Here is a 978-nt window from a genome sequence, read left to right as displayed (position 1 = left end):
CTAGACGAGTCTTTCCAAATGCCTGCGCGCACGAAGAGAGGGTGTCCATGATCTGGTGTGACCCAAGATATAGACACCCTCGTGACCGAACTCTACGTCAAGATCGACGACGACCGGGCCGGCCTGGCACGTCTTCCCGGTCGCCCTCCAAAACTCAGCCACTCAGAGCTATTGTGCATGGCCGTCATGCAGGCCCTACTCGGCTACCACAGCGAAGCCAGATGGCTGCGCTACGCCCGCAAACACCTCTCCGAGGCCTTCCCCCACATCCCCAAGGACCCCGGATACAACAAACGGCTGCGTGCCGCGTTGCCCCAGATCAAACGGTGGATCAGGGTCCTGGCCGCCGACACCGACTTCTGGAACGACACCGTATGGATCGCCGACTCCACCCCAGTCCCCTGCGGGACCTCACGACCCACCCAACAACGCTCCCAACTGGCGGGCTGGGCCAACTACGGCTACTGCGCGTCACACTCCCGGCTGTTTTGGGGGCTACGGCTGTACCTGGCCTGCACCCCGGCGGGGATGCCGATCCTGTGGGCCCTGGCCGATCCCAAGATCGGCGAACGCGAGGTGTTGGCCGCGATGTTGGAGGTCGACGCCGAACTGGTGGCCGACCGGAAGGGGCTACTGCTGATCACCGACAAGGGTTTCGCTTCCCAGTCCTTCGAACGGTCACTGTCCGAACAGGGCGTCACCCTGCTGCGACCCTCCCGCAAGAAGGAAGCCCTGCGTCCCGGCGAGCCCATGCTCAAGAAGGTGCGTCAGTTGATCGAGTCGGTCAACGACACCTTCAAGGGCCAGCTCGACCTGGAACAACACGGCGGGCGCACCGTCGAGGGCGTCAGCGTGCGGGTGGCTCAGCGAGTGTTCGCGCTCTCTGCCGCACTCTGGCACAACTTCCAGACCGAGCAGGCGGTCAGCCGTTCACTGACCGCCTTTGACCACTGAACGTATTCGGAAAGACTCGTCTAG

Annotated in this window: 1 protein-coding gene; it reads left to right on the top strand. The window is 63.3% G+C overall.

Annotated elements, in window-relative coordinates; genetic code table 11:
* Nucleotides 1-57: 57 nt before the first annotated feature.
* Nucleotides 58-954 carry an IS982 family transposase gene (locus tag ACSIH6_RS39330; protein WP_435113976.1) on the top strand — a complete coding sequence of 299 codons (897 nt, stop codon included), beginning with the start codon at nt 58-60 and terminating at the stop codon, nt 952-954.
* Nucleotides 955-978 lie beyond the last annotated feature (24 nt).

The sequence above is a fragment of the Nocardiopsis synnemataformans genome, from assembly GCF_965343085.1.
GTDB lineage: Bacteria > Actinomycetota > Actinomycetes > Streptosporangiales > Streptosporangiaceae > Nocardiopsis > Nocardiopsis alborubida.
The sequence above is the reverse complement of the archived record's forward strand: the minus strand, read 5'-3'. Positions and strand labels throughout refer to the sequence as shown.